This is a genomic window from Pseudarthrobacter sp. AG30 (assembly GCF_003116525.1).
Lineage (GTDB): Bacteria > Actinomycetota > Actinomycetes > Actinomycetales > Micrococcaceae > Arthrobacter.
In genome coordinates this window covers 86,602-107,405 of sequence record NZ_QEHL01000016.1, presented here as the reverse complement: position 1 = coordinate 107,405, position 20,804 = coordinate 86,602, and the positions used below count along the sequence as shown (strand labels likewise).

Below are 20,804 nucleotides of genomic sequence, written 5' to 3'. Positions count from 1 at the left end.
CGCCCATGACCCACAGCATCCGCAGGGCAACAGCGGACGACGCCGGCCCGCTGGCCGAGCTGGCAGCCGTCACCTTTCCGCTTGCCTGCCCGCCGTCGTCGTCACCGTCCGACATCGCCGCGCACCTGGCCAACACGCTCAGCGAAGCACACTTCACGGGCTACCTCGCTGACCCGGACATCACCATCCTGGTCATCGATGCCGACGGCCCGCTCACCGGCTACAGCCTGCTGGTGGACCGGCCCGCCACGGACCCGGACGTTTCCTCCGCGCTGACGCTGGTCCCGTCCGTGGAGATCAGCAAGTGCTACGTCCACCCTGACTACCACGGGTTGGGCGCCGCCGCCGAGCTCATGCACGCCAGCCTTGAGGCAGCCGCCGCAACCGGTGCGGCGGGCGCCTGGCTGGGCGTCAACAGCCAGAACGCCCGGGCCATCCGCTTCTATGGGAAGTCGGGTTTCCGCAAGGTGGGAACCAAGTCCTTCCGGCTGGGCAGCACGGTGGAACACGACTTCGTGCTGGAACGCCCCCTCCCTTAGGGGAGCCTGCGGGCGCCAAGGCCCGCCGCCGCCGCTTCCAACGGGTAGGCCAGCGGCGGCCGGGGCTCGGCCAGCAGCTTCAGTCCCGGCGGAAGGCCTTCAATGGTGCCGGTTGTTCCGGTGGCTTTGATGGTCACCCGGCTTCCGTCCAGCAGGACATTTTCGGCCCGGAACGTGCCCACTGTCTCCGGCAGGATCGGTGCCAGGTGCACCACCCCGCGGGTGAAGACGGGGTCGAACCGCAACAGGATCCGTGCCAGTTGCACGGGCGCCGCCGCGGCCCAGGCCTGCGGCGAGCACGCGGTGGGATACGGAACCGGGCCAGGGTATTCGCCACGGTCGAACCCGCAGAACAGCTCCGGCAGCCGCCCGTCGAAATGCCGGGCGGCGTCGAGGATCCCGGAGGCCACCCGCTTGGCCTCGTCCACGAACCCGTAGCGCATCAGCCCGGTGGCCACCAGTGCCGTGTCGTGGGGCCACACCGAGCCGTTGTGGTAGCTGACCGGATTGTAGGCGCCCATGTCGGACGCCAGCGTGCGGATGCCCCAGCCGGTGAACATCTGCGGGGACATCAGGTTCTCCATGACGGACACGGCTTTGTCTTCGTCCACGACGCCCGTCCAGAGGCAGTGGCCGATGTTCGAGGTCAGCGCATCGACGGGCCGTTTGTCCTTGTCCAGCGCCACCGCGTAGTAGCCCTTGTCCGGCAGCCAGAACTTCTTGTTGAACTCCTCTTTGAAGGCGGCTGCCTTGTCTGCCCAGTGCTTTTCGAGGGCGGAATCGCCGCTCCAGTGGGCCAGCAGGGACCTGCCAAGGTACGCGGAGTAGACATACGCCTGGACTTCACAGAGGGCGATCGGGGCTTCGGCGATGGTTCCGTCGGCGAAATTGATCCCGTCCCAGGAGTCCTTCCAGCCTTGGTTCACCAGGCCGTGGTCGTTGGGCCGGAGGTATTCCACGAAACCGTCGCCGTCCCGGTCGCCGTATTTTTCGATCCATTCCAGCGCCCGGTCGGCGTGTGGCAGCAGGGGCTGGATCGCGTCCCGGGAAAGGCCCCACCGGCTTAGCTCCCCCAGGGTGGAGACGAAAAGGGGGGTGGCGTCGGCGGTGCCGTAGTACGCCGTCCCTCCCAGGGACAGGCCGGCAGTGACGCCGAGCCGGACCTCATGCGGGATGCGGCCAGGTTCCTCTTCGGAATCCACGTCCACTTTCTTACCCTGGATCCCGGCCAAGGTTTGGAGCGTGCCCAAGGCGAGGTTGGGGTTGACCATCAGGCTCATGTAGGAGGTCAGCAGCGAATCCCGGCCGAACAGGGCCATGAACCAGGGCGCCCCGGCCGCCACCGCAGCCCGGTTGGGATGGTGGGCATCAAAGATGCGCAGGGCACCAAGGTCGCTCTGGCTCCGGTTGAGCACGTTCTGGAAGCTGGAGTCCTCGATGCTGATCCGCGGAACGCCTTCCTCCCAGTCCAGGTGCCGGCGAACCCCTTCCCGGTGGTGCGGAAGCCGCCCCTCCTTGAAGGGTTCCTCCGGCGCCTCACCGTTGACCAAGGGCACCACTATGACGCTGGTGCTCCATTTGCCCCGTGCCGGAACAGTGACATGGAACCGCAGCCCGTCCGTGCTGACCTCCGCCCCCCGTGCGCCGACGGCGGTCCCTCGTTGCTGGCCGTGCCGTGATGCTTCGATGACCAGCCTCCCGTCCGTGATGGCCCGGGTGGTATCGTCCAGGCCGCTGGTACGGCCGCCCTTTACTTCGAAGAGGTCTGCCTGGTCGGCGTCGACGAGCAGCTCGATCTCGCACTCCACCGGTTCGGCCGCATAGTTTTCGAGGGAAATGTCGTCCTGCAGCCCCGGGCCGATGTGGCGGACCTGGCGGACCACCAGGGGGCTGTCAAACCTGCCGCCGGGCCATTTGGCTCGGCCCACGAACGTGGCCTCGAACGGTTGCGGGCGTTGGGCTGACAATGGTTCGCGCAATGCGCCGTTGATCCTGAGCATCCAGCGCGAGATGATCCGCGTGTCCTGGAAGAAGGCTCCGTTGGTTCCGGCGTCAGGACTGATGTCGCCCGTGCCGGAGGAGATGCAGAACGACGATCCCTCCAAGACCGTGACCGATCCCGAATCGGATACTGCTGCCTCGTTGTCTTCGTTCCAGGCGGTCATGGAAAGGCTCCCTTCTCCGGCAGATGCCCCCTGGATCGGGAAGCATTCAGGCCCCCAGTAAATTCTGGTGCACCCGGGGAACCTGCGGAACCCCTGAGGGCGTCCTCCCTTCTATGAGTTCGGCGTAGAGCTCCAGGTGGTCGGCAACCATCCGGGCGGCGCTGAAGCGCTCTTCCACGGCTTGCCGGCACACAGCCCTGTCCAGCCCGGCCGCGGCCGCCACAAAGCCGGCCAGTTCCTCGGTTTTTCCCAGGAATCCCGTCCGGCCGTGCTCGACAATTTCCGGAGCCGCTCCGATGAGCGTCCCAATCACCGGTGTGCCGGTAGCGAGCGCCTCGATCATCACCAGGCCGAACGGTTCGGACCACTGGATAGGGTTCAGGAATGCCGTTGCACCGCCGACCAACCGGTATTTGGCGGCATCGTCCACTTCCCCGACGAAGTCCTCGTTGGGGCCCAGGATTGGTTCAATGACTTCCCGGAAAAAGCGGACCTCCTCCGGTTCGCGCATCTTGACCGCAATTTTGAGGTGCATTCCAACCTGCCTGGCGATGGTGATGGCCTCAAGGAGTCCCTTGTCCGGACACGAGCGGCCAACGAAACACAGGTAGCCGCCGCTGCCGGTCCCCACGGGGACGGCGGAGAGGTCCATCCCGTGGTGGATGATCCGGGTGACGGGAACAGCGGGGGCGTGCGACGCCTGGTCCTTGGAGATGGCGATCACGGCACCACGCCGGGCAACGGCGCGGTAGATATCCGCCGCTTGGGCGTGGATGGGCCCGTGGATGGTGGTGGCCACCGGGACCCCGGCCGGCCGGTGCAGGTAGAGGGGCCCCGCCATGGTGTGGTCGTGGATGATGTCGACGTCCTGCAGTCCCTCGTAAGCCCTGACAACATGGCTGAGTTCGCTGATGCTGGTGCCGAGTCCTTCGTACTCGGCGGGCCGCATCCCCGGAACGAGCCTAACCGGGCACGTACTCTCGAGCGGTGCCGCGAGCAGGACCTCGTGCCCGGCGGCGGCGAAGCCCCGGGCAAGGGCGTCCACCACCCTTTCCGTGCCTCCGTAGGTTGCCGGCGGGACCGGGATCCACGGCCCTGAGACAAGTCCAATCCGCATTCCTGGCCTCCCAGGTTACAGGCCGGGCTCCCCAGCAGGCCGGGCAAAATTACGCCGGATGCGCTCTTGCACCCGATGAGTCTTCGATTCCGAGGGCCGCTGCATGACCACCTGATCCGACTATTGCCCACGACGGCCGCTGCCACAAGACCCAATGTGGCGGATCTCATGGCAGGTGCCGGAATGGCGGCCCCTGCCGGCCGGTTATGCAGGCCATGAAGATTGAGATCTGGTCCGACGTCGCCTGCCCGTGGTGCTTCATCGGCAAACGCCGCTTTGAGGCCGCCCTGGCATCCTTCCCGCACCATGATGATGTTGATGTGGTGTGGCGGAGCTACCAGCTGGATCCTGGGCTGCCGGAGCACTTCGATGGCACCGAACTGGAATACCTGAGCAGCCGCAAGGGGATGCCGGCCCAGCAGGTCTCGCAGATGTTCGAGCACGTGGCACAGCAGGCCAAGGACGAGGGCCTCAACTACCGCTTCGACAAGGTGGTGGTGGCCAACAGTTTCACGGCCCACCGGCTGATCCACCTCGCTGCCGTCCACGGCAAGCAGGACGCCGCCAAGGAGCGCCTCCTCAGCGACCATTTCGAGCACGGCAAAGACATTGGCAGCCGGGAATACCTGGCAGGACTGGGCCGGGAGCTTGGCTTGCCGGAGGACGAGGTGGACGAACTGTTCACCACGGACAAGTACTCGGACGCGGTGCGGTCCGATTTCCAGGAAGGCCAGTCCCTGGGCATCAGTGGTGTCCCTTTCTTTGTCATTGACCGCAAGTTCGGCCTGTCCGGCGCCCAGCCGGCGGAAACGTTCACGCGCGCGCTTAACCAGGCGTGGCAGGAAGCCAACCCGTTGGTGTTGGTCGATTCCGCGGAGGCCGGGGCCTGCGGTCCGGATGGCTGCGCAATCTAGCGCCGTTTACTGACACATCGCGGTAAAGTGTCTGCATGCCCAGGATTTCAGCGGCCAGCAACGCCGAACAACGCGCTGACACGCAGCGCCGTATCCTCACAGCCTTCGGCGAACTCCTTTTCACCCACGGCCTTCCCGGGTTGACCATGACGGACGTGGCCCGGCACGCAGGGGTGGGCCGGACCGCCGTCTACAACTACTACGCGGACATCGAAGAACTGTTGATTTCCCACGCGCTGGAGGAGACGGAAAAGTTCCTCTCGGACCTGCGCGACTCGTTGGGCCGCCTGGAGAACCCGGTGGAACGGCTGGCCCTGTACGTCCGCGCCCAGGTGGTTGACCTCAGCCGCCGCCACCTCCCGCCCGGACCGGCCATGGGCGCCGTGCTGTCGCCGTCGTCCTTTGCGAAACTCTCAGACCATGTCAGCGAGCTCAGCACCCTGCTGCAGGGCATCCTGCGTGACGGCATGGAGCAGGGCTACCTGCCGGTAGCGGACCTGGGGCAGCAGTCCCAGCTAATCCTGGGCACGCTGTCCTCCAGTGCCGCCAGGGGCAGCGACGAGCCTGCCGAACTGGAAGCGCGCGTGGCCCGGACGGTGCGGTTCATCCAGCTGGGTGCGGGAGCAAGGTTCGACGACGAAGGCCGGCCCCTGCGCGTGGCCGGCCTTCCAGCGGCGGCCGGCTAAGCGGCGGCCGGCTAAGCGGCGGCCGGCTAAGCCGTGGTCAGCGCGCCGGCACTACCGGAAGCTTGTTGGCATCCGCAATGCGGCGGCTTTCCCGGGGGCAGCCCAGGGTCCCCGGGGTCTGGTCCACCACATCGGCCGGGACGAGCGCTGCGAAGTCATGGGCCAGGATGACGTCCACGCTGGCGTCGGTCCTGCTGTCCTGGAAGTAGTCGGACCCCGGAACGTTGCGCTGCACCGTGAAAGCGGCGGCCTGCCCGGCCGCTCCAGAGACCACCGCCGCAACGCCCCGGTAGCCGGCATTGACGTTCGACACATTGCCCACCGCGAACTTCCGCGCCAGGAACTCATCCGCCACGGAGCGGGCCAGGCCGGCCCGGGTGGTGGAGTTATAGACGTTCAGGCTGACCTTGTCGTTGGGCGTGTAGTCGAACACCGCCGTGGGGCACGAAGACACCGGCTTCTGGCTGGGCTCGGCCGTGGGAACCTTCAGCCGCCCGTTAATGATGGCGAGGGCAACGATGATGGCCGCGGCGATCAGCCCAACCAACAGGACCAGGACCACGCCGTGGAGCACGCGGCGGCGGACCCGGGCCGTTTCGTCGGCGTCCTTGGCCGCTTCCATCGCCGCCCGCAGCTCGGCTCCGGACACCACCCGGTGGCCGTGCAGGACGCTGGGGTCCTTCGGCGCGCGGCTAGCCATCAAGCACCAGGACCCGGGCGTGGATCGCCGTGCGCTGGTGCAGTGCCGTACGGACCGCGCGGTGCAGGCCGTCCTCCAGGTAAAGGGTTCCCTGGTATTGCACCACGTGCGGGAACAGGTCACCGAAGAACGTGGAATCTTCGGCCAGCAAGGCCTCCAGGTCCAGCGTGCGCTTGGTGGTCACCAGTTCGTCCAGCCGGACCGGCCGCGGCGGCAGCGACGCCCACTGTTTAGGGGTGCTGTAACCATGGTCGGGGTAAGGGCGGCCCTCGCCCACAGCTTTGAATATCACCATGCAACAGTAGGCACCGCGCCGCCCCAGCGAAAGCATCAGGGCGGACCGGCGCCAGGTTGTAGCCAAACAGTGACCATCCGTCACATCGCACCATTCCACGGCAGCGGGCCGGTTCCTGCTGACAGAATGGAGCCATGACCGCATCCGACTCCCCCGCCATGCCCGTGTCCGGAACCCGCCTGCCATCCACGCCGCCGCTGGCGCTGCTGCTGGATGTGGACGGACCGGTGGCAAGCCCGGTGACCCGCGACGTGAAGCCGGACATCATCCTTGACCTGGTGGCACTCGCGGCGGCCGGAATCCCCGTCATCTTCAACACCGGCCGCTCGGACGCGTTCATCCGCGAACAGGTCATGGAACCGATGATCGCCGCCGGAATCCCGGCGGGAACGGTCATCCACGCCGTGTGCGAGAAGGGCGCCGTCTGGTTCAGCTACACAAACGCCGGGGCGGGCCCCATCCACGTGGACCGGGAACTGGCTGTCCCTGCAGCGTACGGCGACGACATCCGGCGCCTGGTGGCGGAGGATTACGCCGCCCACATGTTCTTTGACGAAACCAAACGCGCCATGGTCTCGGTGGAGCAGCACATCGACGTGCCCAGCGCCGAGTACCTGGCCGAGCAAAAACTGTTCGACGCGGACGCCATGGAGCTCATGGGCAGGCACGGCCTGGGCGTTGTCCGGCTGGACCACCATGCGCCCAATTCCGACGACGCCGTGGACTACCGGGTGGATCCGAGTCCGTGCGGCTGGGCAAGGACCTCGGCGCCAGCCGCGCGGTGGAACTGCTGGCCGCCCAGGGGATCACGCCGCAGGCCTGGCGGACGGTGGGCGATTCCCGGACCGACTACGCGATGGCCGACTGGCTGCACCACAACGACCACCCGGTCAAGCACGTTGACGTCCGGCCCGCGGACGGCGTGCCCGGCAAACCCTACCCGGTCCTCACGGCAGCGGACCTGGGACTGGACAGCACAGTGATCCACGACGACGCCGGCGGTGCTTTCCTGCGCGCCTGGCGGGAGGCGCTGGGCGCCTAAATCCCTGCCGCCGCAGTCCGAAACCTGCTGTTACCACGGCAGGACTATCATGCAGGTAAGAAAGCTTACTTCGACCACCACGGAGACAACCATTACAGAAGCACCGGTCCAGGACGAGGTCTACTACGGCGGCCAGGCGTCCGTGGAGGAACAATTTCACGCCGAGATCACGTCGGCGGCGGCGGAACAGCGGCTCAGGCACCGCCCCGATGTCATCCGGCACAAGGGCCGCTACGCCCTGATCAACGACACCAGGACCCCTTACCAGGCCATGGTGGAAGACCTGCTGTTCCTGCGGAATGTCCTGGCAAACGCAGGCCTGGCGTACCTCCTGGTCCGCGGCAACAACGACCGCCCCGTGGTGGCACTGGACTGGAAGAGCCGGATGAAACTCCGCGCCGCCCTGGTGGAGGCATGCCGGGACGAGCCCTTCTACTCCATGACCGTGGACGCCAAGAAGAAGACCTCCGTCCTGGTGGCCGACGGCGAGCTGTCCTCCAACCGGCAGGCACGGATCTTCCGGCTGTACCGGCCGCGGGTGGAGCCGGTGGGCGGTTTCGAGTTCGGCGCCTCCGCCGGCGTCCAGATCGAGCTGTGGTCCTTTGAAGGCGAAGAACTGATCCTCCCCATCGAGAACTCCCTGACCCGCAGGACCATGCTGCGGCAGGACGCCGTCCGCGGCACGGTGGAACGCTACGGCCACACCTGGCCCACCATCGAGAACATGTTCGCCGACCACGCCAGCGACATCAGCTTCGACATCGACCTGGTCTTTTCCTGGGTGGACGGAAGTTCTCCGGAGTACATCGCGGCCCGCCGCGCGCAGCAGCAGGGCGTGGTCCTGGGCGAGGGCGACGACCACGAGGCCCGATTCCGGCAGATCAACGAACTCAAGTACGCGCTGCGCTCCGTGTACATGTTCGCCCCGTGGATCCGCCGCATCTTCATCGCCACGGACTCCCCCGCTCCGGCCTGGCTGGCAGAGCACCCGTCCGTCACGATCGTCCGCAGCGAAGAGTTCTTTGCAGATCCCTCGGTGCTGCCCACGCACAATTCCCAGGCGGTCGAGTGCCAACTGCACCACATCGAAGGGTTGTCCGAACACTTCCTCTACTCCAATGACGACATGTTCTTTGGCCGGCCCGTAGGCCCGGACATGTTCTTCACACCCGGCGGCATCACCAAGTTCATTGAGGCAGAAACCAGGATCGGCCTGGGCGAGAACGCTGCCGAGCGCAGCGGGTTTGAGAACGCCGCCCGGGTCAACCGCAAGCTTCTCTGGAACCGGTTCGGGCGGATCACCACCCGGCACCTGGAACACACTGCAGCTCCGCTGCGGCGCAGCCTCGTGGCCCAGATGGAGGAAGAATTCCCGGAAGAATTCCGGAAGACGGCGGCCAGCAGGTTCCGGGCAGCGGACAACATCTCCGTCACGAACTCGTTCTACCACTACTACGCCCTGCTGACAGGCCGAGCGGTCACGCAGACGGCCGCGAAGGTGCGCTACGTGGACACCACCATGCGGGCCGGGATCAACTACCTGCCCAAGCTGCTCGCCAAGCGGAACATGGACTTCTTCTGCCTGAACGACGGCAGTTTCCCCGAAGTCAGTGCCGACGAACGCGCAGAAGCCGTGACCGACTTCCTGGAAAAGTACTTCCCCATCAAGGCTCCCTGGGAAAAGTAAGTCCGGGCACGGGTGCCCGGACTTACCGGCGGCCGGCTCCGGAACCCGGCGCGCCTATTTGCTGCTGGCCACGCCCTGTTTGGTGCTGCGGCGCTGCTTGGCAGTTTCCGGAATCCGGACTCCGGCAGCTGCCAGGCGCCGGGCGGTTTCCTCGGGCGAGACGTATTCACCCACGGTGGCCGCGCGGCCCATCGGGACCACCGAGTGCACGATTGTGTGCTCGTATACGTGCACCAGGTTGAAGGCCTGTCCGCCGTCCTGCCCGCGGGTGCCTCCCACCGGAACGTTGAGGTCCTGCGTATAGCAGGATGCTGACGCGACCGAGACCGGAACACCGGCGAAGCTGGCCGTGGTGGAGTAGTGCAGGTGGCCGGCCAGGATGGTGCGGACGTCAGAGTTGCGGACCACCGCCGCCAGGGAGGCTTGGTCGCGCAGCTCCACCAGCACCGAAAGATCGAGTACCGACGGGACCGGCGGGTGGTGGAGTGCAAGGATGGTGCCGTCCGGGGCCGGCGTTTCGAGTTGCTGCGCCAGCCACTCCAGCTGTGCTGTGCTCAGCTCGCCGTGGTGGAATCCAGGGACGGTGGTGTCCAAGGTAATGACTCTCAACCCGTTGATGAAGTAGCTGTGGTCCACCGGCTCATCGGTGCCTGGCTGGTCCAGCAGGCCCCGGCGGAAGTTCGCACGGTCGTCATGGTTACCCATGGCCCAGATCACCTTGGCGCCAAGTTCCTCGCATGCAGGGTCAACGATGGCCCGCAGTTTCACATAGGCTTCGGGATCACCCTTGTCTGCGAGGTCGCCCGTGAAAATCACAGCCTCCGGCCGTGCACCGGACGCCTTGACTTCCTCGAAAAGCTGGATGAGGCGTGCTTCGCTGTCGACTGTTCCGTAGAGGGGTTCTGGACCTCCCAACAGGTGGGGATCGCTCAAGTGGAGTAGGAAGTGGCGTGGCCGGGGATGTTCGGCCTCGATGTGCTCCATTGCTACCTCTATGGTCGGTGGGAAGCCGTTCTTCCCTTGTACCCTTCAGTAATATTTATCCAATCAGACATTTGGCAAACTTGGGGTGAATCGCCGTAGCTGATGTGGAAAAAATCAAAAGAACTGCGCTTCTGCAGACTTAATTCGGCCTGCCCGGCGGATCAGCCCAGCGCTTCCTCGATCGCTTCGATGACCTTGGGCGCGTCCGGCTCCACGGTGGGGCCGAACCTGGCCGCCACTGTCCCGTCACGGCCCACCAGGAATTTTTCGAAATTCCACTTCACCGCTCCCGGCAGCAAACCGGTGCGGAACTTGGTCAGCTCGGAATACAGCAGGTGCTGGTTCCGGCCCCGGACGTCCGCCTTGGCTGTCAGCGGGAACGTCACGCCGAAGTTGCGCTCGCAGAATTCCGCGATTTCGCTGTCGGTGCCGGGCTCCTGGCCGGCGAACTGGTTGCACGGGACACCGAGGATCTCGAAGCCGCGGTCGCGGAATTTTCCGTAGAGTGCCTCGAGACCGGCGTACTGGGGCGTGAAGCCGCAGTTGGAGGCGACATTGACCACCAGCACCACCTTGCCCTTGAACTGGCCGAAGTTCGTCCTGGTTCCGTCGTTGAGGAGCAACGGGATCGGGTACAGGGGCGCCGGGCGCTGTGTTTGCGAAAGGAAGCTCATAAGGGCAATTCGTTGCCGTCGGCACGGTGTACGGGTCCGACGTTGAAGAATTTTCCCGTCTAGGACGTCGTCGGGACAGGCGTGGGCTCCAGCGTTGTTGGACCGGGTGTGGGCTCGAGCGTTGTCGGGGCGGGTGCCGGCGCCACCGTCGTCTCAGGCGCCGTCGGGGCAGGTGCGGGCGCCACCGTCGTCGCAGGCGCCGTCGGGGCAGGAGCCGGCTCCACCGGTGCGGGTGCGGGTGCAGGCGTCGGCTCCGTGGCCGTCGGCGTCGGGGTCGGCTCACTCGGCATCGGCGTCGGCGTCGCGGCAAGTTCGGGCGGCGGCGTCGGTTCAGTCGGCGTCGGGCTCGGGTCCGGAGGCGCGGGTGTCGGCGTCGGGCTCGGATCCGTGGGCGTGGGCGTCAGCGTCGGGCTCGGATCCGTGGGCGTGGGCGTTGGTGTCGGCTCACTGGGAGACGGGGACGGCGACGCCGTCGGGTTGCCGGCTGTCGGATCGGACGACGGCGGCGGGGCACTGGGCGAAGGCTGGGCAGACGCCGTTGGGGCCGGCGTCGTCAACTGCCCGTTGGACATTGGAAAGAAGGTACCGGACGGGGCCGGGCCAGGCAGCAGCGGCGCCGGACCAGGCGAAGCCTCCAGCCCGGCGGCCGGGGACGATCCCCTGTCCACCTGGAGCGGGATGGTCCAGCTGACCCTCCCGTCGGACAAGCCAGGCCCGGGGCCGTAGGAAACCATGCCGGCCGGGAGTGATTGGCCCACGGCGCGCAGCTGGAGGAAGCTCCAATTCAAGGGATTGGTGTAGCGGCCGTTCTGGATGGTCTCAAAGTGCAGATGGCAGCCCGTTGACCAGCCCGTGGTTCCCACCCGGGCGATAACCTGGCCCACCTGGACCCGGTCGCCGGTATGGACGCCAATCGACTCAAGGTGGTTGTACGTGGTGATAAGGCCGTCACCGTGGTCGATCTCCACCCGGTTGCCTCCGCCCCAAGGATGCCATCCGGCCGCCCGGACCACCCCGGTGTCGGCCGCATAGACGGGGGTTCCGCAAGCGGCCGCGAAGTCCTGGCCAAGGTGGAAGTCTCCCGAAGTCCCGCTGAGGGGACTCACCCGGAAACCGAAGGGCGAGCTCGGGTCGAGCACCTGGAGCGGCGCCATCAGGAAGCCTGCCGGCGGCCGGCCTACACCGGCCGGGCTTACCACTACTCCCGCCGACGAATCCTGGAAACCGCCCAGCGCTGCATGCGGGAAGGCCAAAGTGACATTGGGATCCGAGGCGACGGCCGGCGGAAGGGAACCGGCACCAACCTGGTCCGAGGCCGGCGGCCCGGTACTGCCATCCACCCCCCGGGTGTCCGTACCCGCGACCGTCCCGGCCGACGCCACGTCAACGGCAGTCCGGGCCCGGTCGAGCGCCCCTGCCAACCGGACGGGTCCTGCGGGGCCGCCGGAAAGATTGACTGCACAAGCGGCAGCCGCGACCATACCGGCGGCGGCCACGGCACGGACCAGGTGGGGAAATGTCCGCTGGGCCGGTTTGCCGTTACCGGGCACCCAATAATTGCCCATTGATTGACTCCAGGACGGGGGTTGCCGCGCGTTGTCTCGACGGTACGTCCCATGGGACCACAGGTCCGCCCGCCGGGGAACCCTGGAGCAGCACAATGCGGGTTTTTTGTGGGCGTTGGGTGCAGGGACGCGCCAGCCGGCCAAGCCGCCGACTGACGCACAGGCCGAAATGGGCAAGAATGGCTCATGCGCAATTTCGTTCGTACCTGGCGGGACGAAATCAAGAAGACTTTCTCCGGGAACGCCGATGCACCACCGGAGTGGTCGCTGCGGCTCGCGGAGGGCGACGATGCCGGCTACCACCTGCCAGGGTCGGCGGTGTGGGCGGTCCACGGCTCCATGTCCCCGATCGTGGGCGGAATCCGGACACTGCTGATGCAGTCGCTGCATCCCGGTGCACTGGCGGGCGTGCATGAACACTCCAACTTCCGCGAGGATCCCCTCCGACGGCTGGCCAATACCATCCGTTGGATTTTCACGGTGACCTACGGTTCCACTGCCGCCGCGGAGGAGGCCTCACGGCGCGTGCGCCGGCTCCATGAACCGGTGCAAGGCAGCTACCAGGACAATGCCGGCACCGAACGCGCCTACAGCGCCAACGATCCCGGGCTGGCGGCCTGGATCCACATCGCCTTCACTGACGGATTCCTGGCCGCCCACCGGATCTGGGGCGGACCGATCCCCGGCGGAGAAGATGCCTATGTCCGCGAGTGGGCCCAGGCCGGGCGGCTCATGGGCGTGGAGGACCCGCCAGTCACCCGGGCAGAGATGCGGAGCCAGCTGGACGCCTGGTACGAGCAGGGCGAACTGCGGGCTGACGGCAGGGTCAGGGAAACGGTGGAGTTCATCCGCAACGCACCCCTGCATCCACTGCTGAGGCCGGGTTACCGCATATTGTTCGCGGCCGCCGTTTACAGCCTGGAGCCCCGGTACCGCCGGATGCTGGGCCTCTCCGTTCCACGGCTAGGCCCTTTCCCGCTTCCGGTGCGGCTGGCCACAAAGCTGGTGCTCGGCGTCGTACATCTCGCCCTGGGCGGCATCCGCAGGCGCAAGGGTCCCAGCGAAGCAGCAGCCCGGGAACGGCTGCGGCGCCTGGGCGAACCCGCCGCTGACCTGGCCTGAGAAACTGCCCGCCGTCCCGTTGGGAAGGCCTGGATGGTTAAACGAAAGAACCCGGCCCCGGCAGCTGCCGGGGCCGGGTTCCAACCGGCGGAGAATGGGGGATTTGAACCCCCGAGGGCGTTAACCCAACACGCGTTCCAGGCGTGCGCCATAGGCCGCTAGGCGAATTCTCCAACTGCTTCTGAATCAAAAGCAGGTACCAGATTACCTGAACTTTTCCGCATCGCCCAATTGGCCCGCGCAGGGCCCGTTTTCGAACGCGCCCGGCAAGACCTTCAGGTCCCGCCAGGCTCCGTCCCTGACCCGGCAATGGACGCCCCCAATGCGCCCATTCCCTGTTGCTGCACCGTTGAGCTGCCGGGTCCGGTTCGTTCAACCAGGCCACGCAGCTCACAATCTTGAGATTGCCCCAATCGGTGTATATACAAATGATCGTGGCTGCCCCGGGGATAAGCAATGGAAATCCGCGACGTGACCGGCGTTTCCTGCCTCGCGCCACCTCCGTCACCGCGGCAGCCGGCCGATTCGAGTCGCGCCCCATGTTCAGGTAAAGTGTTTGACGGCCCCTCATGTGGCGTCATCCTGTTGAACTCCCCCAGGACCGGAAGGTAGCAAGGGTAAATGGGCTCTGGCGGGTGCATGGGGGGTCTTTACTATTCCCCCACAGGGCGGCAGGATGTCAGCCCGGATTGGTAGGGTTTTCTCTGTGACAGTTACCACCGCCCTGTACCGCAGATACCGTCCCGACTCGTTCGCTGACGTTATCGGGCAGGAGCATGTCACCGAACCGTTGATGACGGCTTTGCGCAAGAACCGTGTCAACCACGCCTACCTTTTCTCCGGTCCCAGGGGCTGCGGCAAAACCACCTCCGCCCGCATCCTGGCGCGCTGCCTCAACTGTGCCCAAGGCCCCACTGACACCCCGTGCGGAACCTGCCCCAGCTGTGTGGAACTGGCCCGTGGCGGCTCGGGTTCCCTCGACGTCATCGAGATCGACGCCGCGAGCCATGGCGGCGTGGACGATGCCCGGGACCTCCGTGAGCGCGCCACCTACGCCCCGGTCCGGGACCGCTACAAGATCTTCATCATCGACGAAGCCCACATGGTCACCTCGGCCGGGTTCAACGCCCTCCTGAAGATCGTCGAAGAGCCGCCGGAACACATCAAGTTCATCTTTGCCACCACGGAGCCGGACAAGGTCATCGGCACCATCCGCTCCCGGACCCACCACTACCCGTTCCGGCTGGTACCGCCCGAGCCGCTGATGGCCTACCTTGAGCTGCTGTGCCGCCAGGAGAATGTTCCGGTGGCTCCCGGCGTGCTGTCCCTGGTCATCCGGGCCGGCGGCGGATCCGTCCGCGACTCCCTGTCCGTCCTGGACCAGCTCATGGCAGGCGCCGGACCCAACGGGCTGGACTACGAGCTCGCCGTCGCACTCCTCGGCTACACCCACGCCTCACTGCTGGACGACGTCGTGGAGGCCGTGGCCGCATCTGACGCCGCAACGGTCTTCCGGGCCGTAGACCGGGTCATCCAAACGGGCCATGATCCCCGGCGGTTCGTGGAAGACCTGCTGGAACGCTTCCGCGACCTCATCATCGTCCAGGCCATGCCGGAAAGCGCGCACGCCATCCTGCGGGGCATGCCGGCGGACCAGATCGCACGGCTTCAGAACCAGGCGCACAACCTTGGCGCCGCAGAGCTGTCGCGGGCTGCGGACGTTACCAACACGGCCCTGACCGAGATGACAGGAGCCACGTCGCCGCGGCTGCACCTTGAACTCCTGTGCGCCCGGATCCTCCTGCCCAGCTCCGAGCAGAACGAACGCGGCATGGCCGCACGGATCGACCGGGTGGAGCGGCGGCTCAACTACGCCGGGAACGACGTCGGCGCTGCCGCAACGGCCCAGCCGCAGGTGCCCGCCGGCCCGGCCTCACCCAGCCAACACCCTGCCGAAGAAGCTGCCCGGCCCGTTCCCCACCCCGGCCGGGATGCGGCGGACCAGCCATCGAATGCTTCGCCGGCGCCCGCCGTCCGCCCGCAGGAAACCGAACAGGCCGCTCCCGCCCAGGCCGCATCGGCCACCCCTGCGGCGCCTGCTCCTTCCGCGGGACCGGCATCCCCTGCAGGTCCCGCTTCCGGGACCAGCCATGGCGCGCCCGCTCAGGATGCCCGCAACCCCCTCACTCCCCCACGCGTAAGCACCAGCGACTGGCCTGTGGAGGAGCCGGCCCGCGGCCGCCAACCCCAGGCGCCCGCTGCGGCAGCAGCCCCCGAGGCAACGCCTCCGGCGCCACAGGAGCAACCTGCACGGTCCGCCCCGGCAGCTCCCCCGGCAATGGGTGACGTTGAAGTCCTCCGCAGGGCCTGGCCTGATGTCCTGCAGACCCTTTCGAAGATCAAGCGCAGCACCTGGGCCCTGGTGGAACCGAATGCACAGGTCAGCGCCTTCGACGGCAGCGTCCTGACCCTCTCCTTCACCACGCCCGGACTCGCCGGAGCCTTCGGCCGGGCGGACCACTCCGACAATTTGCGCCAGGCCATCCACAAGACGGTTGGAATGGACCTGCAGATCAACGCGGTTGCCGGCGGCGCCAGCCAGGCGAGCTCTGAGCCAAACCCAAAAGTTCCGGCCAGCCCGGTGGTTCCGGCCACGTCAGCTGACGTTGCCTGGGGACTTGCCCCGGCCTCCGCCACATCATCGGCTGCCACGGCGGACAATGCTGCCGCAGCCACGCCGGCTGCAGCACCAGTACCTGCGCCTGCCGCATCGCCGGCACCGGCCGTAACCCCTGTGACTGCACCTGCCTCCGTGCCAGCCCAGGCTGCGTCGTCGCCGGCATCCGCCGCAGCCGCTCCGTCCGCTGGGGACAACCAGCGCCGGGAGTCTGTCCAGCCGGCATCTGAAGGCACCGGAGGCCCGGGCAAGGGATCCGGCCCCGCAGTGTCGCAGTCCCCCTACCCCTCCGCCGCCGGAGACTACTCCTATTCGGACGACGACTGGGGCCCGCCCCGGGACGAGGACGCTCCGCCGCTGGATGAAGAGCCCCCCATGGACTGGGAACCTTCGGCCCCTGCTTCCGGCACCACCGCAACGCCTGCCTCCACCGCCGGCACGGACCGGCCCGGCGGCAGCAACCGCACAGAAGCCGCGCCTAAGGCGGGACCCGCTACCGCCCCTTCCGCCAATACCGGTAACGGAGAGGCCCCGCCTGCGGTAGCCGCCCACGACCCATGGGCCCGGGCCGTCGAACAGGCCCCCGGTGTCTGGGTGGTTGGGGACAAGAGCAACGTGGGCGCGCCGCCTGTCAGTGCTTCCGTGGACGAACCGGCGCCCCCGGCCCCTGCCCCGACCCCGCATTACGAACCGGCCACCGCACAGGTGCCGCCCGCTATCCCGTCCTCCGCAACCAGGGCCACGGCCGAGGCCGACCGGGGTGTGGGAGCGGTGAACCACAACAGTCGTGCGGACTCCGTCCGGGAAACGTACAAGCCGGCCCAGGCCATGCGTGCTCCGGAACCTGAACTTGCCATGGCATCAGCCGGGCCCGCCACGTCTGCCCCGTCGCGGCCACAGGCTCCGGCGGCAGCGCCCGCCGCAGGACGGCCTGAAACGCGGCAAAGCCTCTACCAGCGGCTGTCCAACAGCCCGGAAGCCGAGGCCGGCCGTGCCAAAGCGCCCGCCAGGGCCGCAACGGCCCCCAGCGCGTACGTCCAGGACATCCCGAGCGCCGACGACGAAACCATCGAGGAGTCCGGCGTCTTCGGACGCGCGGCGGTGGAGCGTATTCTGGGCGGAAAGCTGATCGAGGAACGGTCCAACGACGGCAGTCCCCTAGCGCCCCGGTACTGACCGGCCACAACGCCACAAACCGTTGGTCCGCACCTGGTGACCTGCCCCCCATCCACATCGAACTAAAGAGGGAATTGTGTACGAAGGTGCTGTCCAGGAGCTGATTGACGAGCTCGGACGCCTTCCAGGGGTGGGACCCAAGTCGGCGCAACGGCTGGCGTTCCACATCCTCGAAGCTGATCCCCAGGACATGAAACGGCTGGTCGAGGCCATCACCACGGTCAAGGACAAGGTCAAGTTCTGCACTGTCTGCGGCAACGTCACCGAACAGGAACTCTGCAATATTTGCAGGGATCCGCGCAGGGACCCGGCCGTGATCTGCGTGGTGGAGGAGTCCAAGGACGTCCTTGCCGTGGAACGTACCCGGTCCTTTCGTGGCAGGTACCACGTACTTGGCGGTGCGATCAATCCCATTGCCGGCGTCGGGCCGGAGCAACTTCGCATCCGCGAACTGCTCACGCGGCTGAACGACGGCGCCATCCAGGAAGTCATCATCGCCACAGACCCCAACCTGGAGGGCGAGGCGACGGCGACCTACCTTGCCCGCATGCTTAAGACGATCGGTATCACGGTCACCCGGCTGGCGTCCGGCCTGCCGGTGGGAGGCGATCTCGAATACGCGGACGAAGTCACTTTGGGCCGCGCCTTCGAAGGCCGTCGAAACGCCCTGGCCTGAGGGGCTGCCCGCCGGCCGCAATACCGGGCCCGGCCGGATTTTCCTGCAGTCGGACGACAGCCAGCCTGTCCAGGCGTTGTCCGGCCGGGCTGCCGCCTGCACGCCAGTCCCGTCGTGGGCCGGTATGTGGTCATAATTCAACGTCCCTCCGGGCACGGCGATAAACTGTCGGAGGAAGTCGCGCCGCCAGGCTTCATGGCCTCCAAAACTCCAACTGATCCGATGAAGGTACGCGCATGAGTACGCCCACTACCGAACTGCACAACGCAACCCAGCCGCAGGTGGCGCCCGCCGCCGGCGCGGTGACCAAACAGCTCATCGTGCAGAAATTCGGCGGCTCCTCCGTGGCGGACGCCGAGGGTATCAAGCGCGTGGCCAAGCGCGTGGTCGATGCCCAGGATGCCGGCAACGAGGTGGTGGTTGTCGTCTCGGCAATGGGCGACACGACGGACGAACTCCTGGACCTCGCCGCGCAGGTGACAGATTCCGCTCCCGCCCGCGAAATGGACATGCTCCTGTCCGCCGGCGAGCGCATTTCCATGGCGCTGCTGGCCATGGCCATCAACAAGCTCGGCGCGTCCGCACAGTCCTTCACCGGGTCCCAGGCCGGCATGATTACCGATGGCATTCACGGCAAAGCCCGGATTATCGACGTCGACCCGCACCGCATCCGGACTGCGCTGGACAAGGGCAACATCGCCATCGTTGCCGGTTTCCAGGGCATGAGCCGGGCCACCAACGAAATCACCACCTTGGGCCGTGGCGGCTCGGACACAACGGCTGTGGCACTTGCCGCGGCGCTCGAAGCGGATGTGTGCGAAATCTACACCGACGTCGACGGCATCTACACGGCCGATCCGCGCGTTGTCCCCTCAGCCCAGAAGATCGACACCATATCCAGCGAGGAGATGCTGGAACTCGCCGCCTCGGGCGCGAAAATCCTGCACCTTCGCTGCGTGGAATATGCCCGCCGGTTCGGTGTGCCGCTGCACGTCCGTTCCTCATTCAGCCAGCATGAAGGCACCTGGGTCATTCCCGGCGCCGACGACAAGATCACCACTCAAGAGGGAGTTGCCTTGGAGCAGCCAATCATCTCCGGCGTTGCGCACGACCGTTCCGAAGCGAAGGTCACCGTGGTCGGCGTTCCCGACATTCCGGGCAAGGCCGCTGCGATCTTCCAGGTCATCGCCGACGCCCACTCGAACATCGACATGATCGTCCAGAACGTTTCCACCCACGGCACGGGCAAGACGGACATCTCCTTCACCCTGCCGATCGTCGAGGGCGCCGATGCCCTGGCCGCCCTCCACGCAGCGCAGGACCAGATCGGCTTCGAGGCCATTGAATACAACGAGCAGATCGGCAAGCTCTCCCTGATCGGCGCCGGCATGCGGTCACACCCCGGCGTTTCGGCCACGTTCTTTAAGGCCCTGTCCGATGCCGGCATCAACATCAACATGATCTCCACCTCTGAAATCCGCATCTCGGTGGTAACCCACGCTGACCTGCTGGACGAGGCCGTGCGCGTGATCCACCAGGCGTTCGGCCTGGACAGCGAAAGCGAAGCGACGGTTTACGGCGGCACCGGCCGCTGAGCATGCACGGAAAAGCCGGGCAGCCGTTACTTTGGTGACGGCTGCCCGGCTTTTCCGGTATCCGGTCTATCGGTCCAGGTCTTCCCGGCGCACGGCGTAGTGGTGGCCTGTTGAATCGGTTTCCACCACGAAGTGCGAAAGATCCTCTTCGGAGGCCTGCTCAAATTCGTCGTGTTTGTGCACCACGGGCGTGTCGGGATCCAGCCGGGTGGCAGGGCCGAAGAAGAAGCGGAGCCTCTCGGTCAGGCCCATGAAACCGCTGAGGACATGTGCCACTGTTTTCCACCCCCTTCCCGAACCTCGGGCGAAAGTGCCGCTGCCTCCTAGCGGAAACAGTGCCCTTATTCTAGTCCCGGGGCCGGAAAAAGGCGCCTGTGACGGCGGCGCGAAAGGGCTACCGCAAGGAACGGTCCTCAGGGTTCCTGGGCACAACATAGGTGCTGCCATCCGGCCTGGTAATGGTCTCCCACTGCTGGGTTTCCGCCTGGCGCTGGACCAGCAGCCGGCGGTTTTCCTCGGTCATATCGTGGGCCAGCGCAGAGCGGTTGGCCGGGCCGAAGACAGCCCTGAGTTTTCCCGTGGCGCGCATAAAGCGCTGGGAGGCGTTGCCTTTGTCCCCGGACCTGTCCCTGGCCATGAACGCGTTCCTTCCACTCACTGCTTGCTTACCGTCAATGTACACTAATAATTCGTGCACTAACAATGTAAGGAAGCCATGACCCCCACATCTCCCGTCGATGCCGCGGATGAAGACCTCTTGCTGGAACACCAGCTGTGCTTTGCGCTGACGGTGGCTGCCCGAAGCGTCGTGGGCGCCTACAAGCCGGTGTTGGAAAAACTCAACCTCACACACCCGCAGTACCTGGTGATGCTGTGCCTGTGGGAGACCAGCCCGCGTACTTTAAGGAACATCAGTGCGGCTTTGGCCCAGGAACCGGCAACCATCTCTCCACTCCTGCGCAGGCTCGAGGCGGCAGGGTTGATTACCCGGGCACGCGCTGAGGGCAACGAACGCGCCCTGGCGGTGGCCCTGACGCGAGAAGGAAGAGCGCTCCGGGAACAAGCACTTCAGGTTCCGGGAACCATGATGGAACGGCTGGGCCTCACCCGGGAACAGGTGACCGAACTGCACGCCTCCATGATGGGACTCATCGCCGCCACGTCGGAGGGCACGCGCTGACCGGCCATCC

At 66.4% G+C, this 20,804-nt stretch carries 18 protein-coding genes, 1 tRNA gene, 1 other RNA gene and 2 pseudogenes; 12 read left to right on the top strand and 10 right to left on the bottom strand.

The genetic code is table 11. The features are described 5' to 3' along the window. Positions 1-5 precede the first annotated feature (5 nt). The gene (locus DC347_RS14020; protein ID WP_109045884.1) at positions 6-539 is read left to right on the top strand and encodes a GNAT family N-acetyltransferase; all 534 of its coding nucleotides are present in this window, start codon (positions 6-8) and stop codon (positions 537-539) included. Here DC347_RS14020 and DC347_RS14015 read toward each other — a convergent pair. After that, entirely contained in the window at positions 536-2,704 is a 2,169-nt protein-coding gene (locus DC347_RS14015) for a glycogen debranching N-terminal domain-containing protein (protein ID WP_109045883.1), read from the bottom strand. The genes DC347_RS14020 and DC347_RS14015 overlap by 4 nt on opposite strands. Before the next feature lie 46 nt (positions 2,705-2,750). After that, positions 2,751-3,821, bottom strand: a complete 1,071-nt coding sequence (locus tag DC347_RS14010) for a glycosyltransferase family 4 protein (protein ID WP_109045882.1) — start codon at positions 3,819-3,821, stop codon at positions 2,751-2,753. Positions 3,822-4,036: 215 nt separating this feature from the next. Here DC347_RS14010 and DC347_RS14005 point away from each other — a divergent pair, with 215 nt between their 5' ends. Together DC347_RS14005 and DC347_RS14000 are read left to right on the top strand one after the other, a co-directional pair. Next, on the top strand, positions 4,037-4,735 hold the full coding sequence (locus DC347_RS14005) for a DsbA family oxidoreductase (RefSeq protein ID WP_109045923.1): 699 nt from the start codon (positions 4,037-4,039) through the stop codon (positions 4,733-4,735). 35 nt (positions 4,736-4,770) lie between these two features. Further along, positions 4,771-5,421 carry a TetR/AcrR family transcriptional regulator gene (locus tag DC347_RS14000; RefSeq protein ID WP_109045881.1) on the top strand — a complete coding sequence of 217 codons (651 nt, stop codon included), beginning with the start codon at positions 4,771-4,773 and terminating at the stop codon, positions 5,419-5,421. A 37-nt stretch (positions 5,422-5,458) separates the two neighbouring features. Here DC347_RS14000 and DC347_RS13995 read toward each other — a convergent pair whose 3' ends face one another. Both DC347_RS13995 and DC347_RS13990 read right to left on the bottom strand, forming a co-directional pair. Beyond that, positions 5,459-6,121 carry a LytR C-terminal domain-containing protein gene (locus DC347_RS13995; protein WP_109045880.1) on the bottom strand — a complete coding sequence of 221 codons (663 nt, stop codon included), beginning with the start codon at positions 6,119-6,121 and terminating at the stop codon, positions 5,459-5,461. Further along, positions 6,114-6,413: a type II toxin-antitoxin system VapB family antitoxin gene (locus DC347_RS13990; protein WP_026264985.1), complete on the bottom strand. Its 300-nt coding sequence runs from the start codon at positions 6,411-6,413 to the stop codon at positions 6,114-6,116. Before DC347_RS13990 ends, DC347_RS13995 begins: the two co-directional genes overlap by 8 nt. A 137-nt stretch (positions 6,414-6,550) precedes the next feature. Here DC347_RS13990 and DC347_RS13985 point away from each other — a divergent pair. Both DC347_RS13985 and DC347_RS13980 read left to right on the top strand, forming a co-directional pair. Beyond that, positions 6,551-7,458: pseudogene (locus DC347_RS13985) on the top strand (hypothetical protein). A 49-nt stretch (positions 7,459-7,507) separates the two neighbouring features. Further along, positions 7,508-9,145 carry a stealth family protein gene (locus tag DC347_RS13980; RefSeq protein ID WP_109045879.1) on the top strand — a complete coding sequence of 546 codons (1,638 nt, stop codon included), beginning with the start codon at positions 7,508-7,510 and terminating at the stop codon, positions 9,143-9,145. A gap of 54 nt (positions 9,146-9,199) precedes the next feature. Here DC347_RS13980 and DC347_RS13975 read toward each other — a convergent pair whose 3' ends face one another. Continuing rightward, positions 9,200-10,129: a phosphodiesterase gene (locus DC347_RS13975; RefSeq protein ID WP_109045878.1), complete on the bottom strand. Its 930-nt coding sequence runs from the start codon at positions 10,127-10,129 to the stop codon at positions 9,200-9,202. Positions 10,130-10,290: 161 nt separating this feature from the next. Then, positions 10,291-10,803 (bottom strand): glutathione peroxidase, encoded by a 513-nt coding sequence (locus DC347_RS13970; RefSeq protein ID WP_109045877.1) that lies wholly within the window; start codon positions 10,801-10,803, stop codon positions 10,291-10,293. A gap of 108 nt (positions 10,804-10,911) precedes the next feature. Between DC347_RS13970 and DC347_RS21960 the strand changes: the two genes are divergently transcribed. Then, positions 10,912-11,529: a hypothetical protein gene (locus DC347_RS21960; RefSeq protein WP_240617800.1), complete on the top strand. Its 618-nt coding sequence runs from the start codon at positions 10,912-10,914 to the stop codon at positions 11,527-11,529. Positions 11,530-11,603: 74 nt separating this feature from the next. Here the strand turns inward: DC347_RS21960 and DC347_RS21955 are convergent. Then, positions 11,604-11,957 (bottom strand): annotated as a pseudogene (locus tag DC347_RS21955) (M23 family metallopeptidase); the annotation flags it as partial. A 597-nt stretch (positions 11,958-12,554) separates the two neighbouring features. Here DC347_RS21955 and DC347_RS13960 point away from each other — a divergent pair. After that, positions 12,555-13,490 (top strand): oxygenase MpaB family protein, encoded by a 936-nt coding sequence (locus tag DC347_RS13960; protein ID WP_109045875.1) that lies wholly within the window; start codon positions 12,555-12,557, stop codon positions 13,488-13,490. An 88-nt stretch (positions 13,491-13,578) separates the two neighbouring features. Here DC347_RS13960 and DC347_RS13955 read toward each other — a convergent pair. Continuing rightward, a tRNA-Ser gene (locus tag DC347_RS13955) sits at positions 13,579-13,663 on the bottom strand. 385 nt (positions 13,664-14,048) lie between these two features. On the opposite strand from DC347_RS13955, the gene ffs reads away from it, so the two are divergent. The 4 genes from ffs (at position 14,049) to DC347_RS13935 (ending at position 19,614) form a co-directional block, all read left to right on the top strand. Beyond that, an RNA gene (ffs, locus tag DC347_RS13950) (signal recognition particle sRNA small type) lies at positions 14,049-14,145 on the top strand. A gap of 51 nt (positions 14,146-14,196) precedes the next feature. After that, positions 14,197-17,343 carry a DNA polymerase III subunit gamma and tau gene (locus tag DC347_RS13945; protein ID WP_240617799.1) on the top strand — a complete coding sequence of 1,049 codons (3,147 nt, stop codon included), beginning with the start codon at positions 14,197-14,199 and terminating at the stop codon, positions 17,341-17,343. A 76-nt stretch (positions 17,344-17,419) separates the two neighbouring features. Beyond that, entirely contained in the window at positions 17,420-18,019 is a 600-nt protein-coding gene (gene recR / locus DC347_RS13940; protein ID WP_018763158.1) for a recombination mediator RecR, read from the top strand. 236 nt (positions 18,020-18,255) lie between these two features. Next, entirely contained in the window at positions 18,256-19,614 is a 1,359-nt protein-coding gene (locus DC347_RS13935) for an aspartate kinase (RefSeq protein WP_018763157.1), read from the top strand. Between the two features lie 66 nt (positions 19,615-19,680). On the opposite strand, the gene DC347_RS13930 is transcribed toward DC347_RS13935, so the two are convergent. Together DC347_RS13930 and DC347_RS13925 are read right to left on the bottom strand one after the other, a co-directional pair. Beyond that, the gene (locus DC347_RS13930) at positions 19,681-19,890 is read right to left on the bottom strand and encodes a hypothetical protein (RefSeq protein ID WP_109045873.1); all 210 of its coding nucleotides are present in this window, start codon (positions 19,888-19,890) and stop codon (positions 19,681-19,683) included. A 118-nt stretch (positions 19,891-20,008) separates the two neighbouring features. Further along, positions 20,009-20,251, bottom strand: a complete 243-nt coding sequence (locus DC347_RS13925; protein WP_018763155.1) for a hypothetical protein — start codon at positions 20,249-20,251, stop codon at positions 20,009-20,011. A 78-nt stretch (positions 20,252-20,329) separates the two neighbouring features. Here DC347_RS13925 and DC347_RS13920 point away from each other — a divergent pair, with 78 nt between their 5' ends. Further along, the gene (locus tag DC347_RS13920; protein ID WP_109045872.1) at positions 20,330-20,794 is read left to right on the top strand and encodes a MarR family winged helix-turn-helix transcriptional regulator; all 465 of its coding nucleotides are present in this window, start codon (positions 20,330-20,332) and stop codon (positions 20,792-20,794) included. Positions 20,795-20,804 lie beyond the last annotated feature (10 nt).

Excerpts from the sequence above, each read along its gene's own strand:
- DC347_RS14020 (WP_109045884.1), top strand. The coding sequence starts at position 6 with ATGACCCACAGCATCCGCAGGGCAACAGCGGACGACGCCGGCCCGCTG.
- DC347_RS14015 (WP_109045883.1), bottom strand. The coding sequence starts at position 2,704 with ATGACCGCCTGGAACGAAGACAACGAGGCAGCAGTATCCGATTCGGGA.
- DC347_RS14010 (WP_109045882.1), bottom strand. The coding sequence starts at position 3,821 with ATGCGGATTGGACTTGTCTCAGGGCCGTGGATCCCGGTCCCGCCGGCA.
- DC347_RS14005 (WP_109045923.1), top strand. The coding sequence starts at position 4,037 with ATGAAGATTGAGATCTGGTCCGACGTCGCCTGCCCGTGGTGCTTCATC.
- DC347_RS14000 (WP_109045881.1), top strand. The coding sequence starts at position 4,771 with ATGCCCAGGATTTCAGCGGCCAGCAACGCCGAACAACGCGCTGACACG.
- DC347_RS13995 (WP_109045880.1), bottom strand. The coding sequence starts at position 6,121 with ATGGCTAGCCGCGCGCCGAAGGACCCCAGCGTCCTGCACGGCCACCGG.
- DC347_RS13980 (WP_109045879.1), top strand. The coding sequence starts at position 7,508 with ATGCAGGTAAGAAAGCTTACTTCGACCACCACGGAGACAACCATTACA.
- DC347_RS13975 (WP_109045878.1), bottom strand. The coding sequence starts at position 10,129 with ATGGAGCACATCGAGGCCGAACATCCCCGGCCACGCCACTTCCTACTC.
- DC347_RS13970 (WP_109045877.1), bottom strand. The coding sequence starts at position 10,803 with ATGAGCTTCCTTTCGCAAACACAGCGCCCGGCGCCCCTGTACCCGATC.
- DC347_RS13960 (WP_109045875.1), top strand. The coding sequence starts at position 12,555 with ATGCGCAATTTCGTTCGTACCTGGCGGGACGAAATCAAGAAGACTTTC.
- DC347_RS13935 (WP_018763157.1), top strand. The coding sequence starts at position 18,256 with ATGAGTACGCCCACTACCGAACTGCACAACGCAACCCAGCCGCAGGTG.
- DC347_RS13925 (WP_018763155.1), bottom strand. The coding sequence starts at position 20,251 with ATGGCCAGGGACAGGTCCGGGGACAAAGGCAACGCCTCCCAGCGCTTT.
- DC347_RS13920 (WP_109045872.1), top strand. The coding sequence starts at position 20,330 with ATGACCCCCACATCTCCCGTCGATGCCGCGGATGAAGACCTCTTGCTG.